Source organism: Streptomyces sp. ERV7 (assembly GCF_001653515.1).
In the GTDB taxonomy this organism is placed as follows: domain Bacteria; phylum Actinomycetota; class Actinomycetes; order Streptomycetales; family Streptomycetaceae; genus Streptomyces.
The window spans coordinates 1-2,866 of record NZ_LYOY01000003.1 but is presented as its reverse complement, the minus strand read 5'-3'; the positions used below and the strand labels follow the sequence as shown (position 1 = coordinate 2,866).

Sequence of the window (2,866 nt, the reverse complement as noted above, 5' to 3'; positions counted from 1 at the left end):
GAGCCAACGGCGGGAGACTGGCCCCTTTCGCACTCCATGACCAAGGGGCCATGGAACAGAAGCACGACTGACCAGAAGCAGTGAGCACACGCTGCCGGGCGTCGCCGAAACGTACGTTTCGGCGACGCCCGGCAGTGCCCGAGATTTCATGCCGCACATGGACCGGCAGGAGGCTTGGTCCGTCAAGGCGGAGGACCGAAAGCCCGAACCGTTTCCCCTGCGGACGACTGACCCAGGAGAAGACTTGACGTATATAGACCCCCACGTTCGTGCCAACGCCGAAAAGAACGGCATTCTGCATGCTTCCGAGGAAGTCATCTCCGAGCGGCACGCGCTGGCGAACGCGGTACACGGCGAGTTGCAGCAGGCTGGGCTCCCCGCTTACGTGGAGTTCTCCAGCTCCCCGAGCGAGGGGCAGCCCGGCGCGCGGGTCTCTGTCAACACGATGGATGGTCCCGCAGGCGGAGTTCATGTGGGGTGGAATCCCGGGGAATCACTGACCGGAGCCGTTCTAGGGCTTATGGAACCGGAGCGGCTTGATCTCCCGGCACCGGTGATCGAATACAGCAACAGGGTCAGTTCGCTCATGGATGAGACGATCAAAAACGCCCTTGCACTTTCCGGTTTCCGTACGCGTGATGCGGGTGAGGTCAATGACCTGGACTCGGGGATCCAGGTTGTGGGCCGGCAGCCGAGACAGTGGTTCATCGTGCACATCCTCACGGAGGGCGTGCTCGGACTCATCACCGCCATCCGCTCCTACGGCTCGAGCGGTGACGCCCCTGATGCGCACGCCGGGATCACCGCGGAAGAGAAGGCTCGGCTCAGCGGGCGGGGCATCCGGATCGTGCAGGAGGGCCTGCACAGCCTGACAGACGATGACCGGCAGGAACTCGCGAGCGTCTTCCGCAGGCTCGCCGGGGCGATGCACAGTCAGGACATGGCCAGCCGGGGCTTTTGGGCGGCAGACCGGTCACTGTTGGAGCTGGCCGACGAACTCTGCCTGCTCCCTGATACACCGCTGGCCACGGCCGGTTCTTCAATGACCTCAACCCAGGTTCTCGCCGCCGCGTACCTGGCTCTGCTCGGCAGCATCAAGCTGACCGAGCACAGCATCGACGAAGGTGACGCCACCGCAATCACCCGTACATGGACGGGGACGTTGCTGAGACGGTTGGACCAGGCACCCCTCGAGGATCGGCAGGAGTTGAGCCGCCTCCTTGACCAGGCTGCCCGCGAAGAGACCGACCATGCCCACAAGGCGTTCGCTTCCGGCTTCGCGGAGACCATCGCTCAGACTGAGGAGAGCAACTGAGTGACGACCTCCAGATCAAGCTGTCGTCCCCGGCCACCTGGCACGCGCCATTGGTGTCCATCACCTGCGGGGAGAACACCCGTGCCCCTTTCCATACGAGGTGCTGAAGTGAGTCGCTCGGTGGGGATCCATACGTTCGTCAACGGCGAACCAGGCCAAGCAGACTTGGACGTGATGCGTGAGGTCCTGGCGCCCTACGATGCCGCCCCGGAGAACACAACCGCTAGCACCAGGGACTTCTTGATCCGGGCTGCCGATGGCGGAGAAGCCGAAGTTTTTGTCGACGATGCCGTCATCGCAGTCGAGCGTCCACAGGCTGGCGAAGTCCTCGGCATCATCGCGAAGCTTGCGGACCGGCTCAGGGGGGTCATCGAACCCGGCAACGGCACACTCCTGTGCCGCGAGGACAGTCGGGCTCACCTTCCCGAAGGGCTTGAAGACAGCTGCGTTTTCACGCCCACCATCACTCGCGAAGCCCTTGAGGCTGCCATGGCGCGCTCGATGCGTTGAGAGCATCTGGCACCTGCGGATCCGGGACGGTATCCCGGCAGCCAAGGAAGCGTGATCACCATCAACTTCGATGGCATGACACCCGAAGACCTCGGGATCAAGCACGTCACCGCGGAGGTGGCTGAGGCACGGTCCCGGGTGGCCAGCCAGGTGTGCGATGAGCTGCGAAAGGCTGGGCTACCGGCCTGCCTGGGCACGATCGACGACCCGTCACCAGGAGCGAAGATCGAAGTCGAACTCCTTGAGGACCATCCGGCAGCAGCCTCCGTCTACTGGCAATGTGATCCGTCCGTACACAGCGCGTACGACATGAGCCGTCCGGACGGGGGCCCTGCCTTCCAGTACTTCATCAAGACGGCAGGTCATGTGCAGACCGCGGTGATGGGGATTCTGCGCTCAGCCGGATTCACCGTGGAACGGGACGACATGGACCCGCTCGCCCTGTGAATCTTGCCGAACCCCCCTGCGTGACCCGTTCATCTGCAGGGCCCTGCCGAGACTTGGGCTTCGGCAGGGCCCCGCCTTCACGGGGCGGTCGGTGATCCTGTGGGCAAGCCCGCACAGTGCTCGCTCCGGGGCACAGCCAACCGCCCGGACCCGTGAAGGGACCGGACTGGAGCAGGGCTCTCATGCCCGACGGGTGTCCCCCCTCCGGCGACATCAGCAGGGAGAACACCCGCCTTCGGCGTCTCAGTCGAGGCAGAAGCTGGCGTTGCGGTAGACGTAGGCGCCCGAGACCCAGCCGGTGATGCCGGTGGTGCGGTCGGTGACGTAATGCCAGTCGCCGCGGGTGCTATGGACGGTGAAGCGGTGGCCCCGGTACAGGATGCCGAGTGCGGTGGAGTGGGTGGTGGCGCGGGAGCGGATGGTGACGGCCCGGGTGCCGATGGCCCACTCGCCGGGCTGGTCACAGTCGCGCGTCAGGAGGGTGGAGGCCGTGGCGGTGGTGGCGGGCGCGGCGGAGGCTGCCGTCGCGGTGGCCGGGATGGCGAGGGCGGCCAGGGCGGCGGTGCACAGGGCGGTACGGGTGAAGCGCATGGG

At 65.4% G+C, this 2,866-nt stretch carries 4 protein-coding genes; 3 read left to right on the top strand and 1 reads right to left on the bottom strand.

Annotated features, from left to right (window positions below; all coding sequences use genetic code 11):
- Window positions 1-157 precede the first annotated feature (157 nt).
- From A8W25_RS05415 to A8W25_RS05405, 3 genes are all read left to right on the top strand, one after another.
- Window positions 158-1,315 (top strand): hypothetical protein, encoded by a 1,158-nt coding sequence (locus A8W25_RS05415; RefSeq protein WP_158942408.1) that lies wholly within the window; start codon window positions 158-160, stop codon window positions 1,313-1,315.
- Between the two features lie 108 nt (window positions 1,316-1,423).
- Window positions 1,424-1,825 carry a hypothetical protein gene (locus A8W25_RS05410; RefSeq protein WP_067156810.1) on the top strand — a complete coding sequence of 134 codons (402 nt, stop codon included), beginning with the start codon at window positions 1,424-1,426 and terminating at the stop codon, window positions 1,823-1,825.
- Window positions 1,826-1,876: 51 nt separating this feature from the next.
- Window positions 1,877-2,272 (top strand): hypothetical protein, encoded by a 396-nt coding sequence (locus A8W25_RS05405; protein WP_067156784.1) that lies wholly within the window; start codon window positions 1,877-1,879, stop codon window positions 2,270-2,272.
- A 243-nt stretch (window positions 2,273-2,515) separates the two neighbouring features.
- Here the strand turns inward: A8W25_RS05405 and A8W25_RS05400 are convergent.
- Window positions 2,516-2,866: SH3 domain-containing protein (locus tag A8W25_RS05400; protein WP_324616182.1), on the bottom strand; the 351-nt coding region annotated here is incomplete at its 5' end.

Excerpts from the sequence above, each read along its gene's own strand:
- A8W25_RS05415 (WP_158942408.1), top strand. The coding sequence starts at position 158 with ATGGACCGGCAGGAGGCTTGGTCCGTCAAGGCGGAGGACCGAAAGCCC.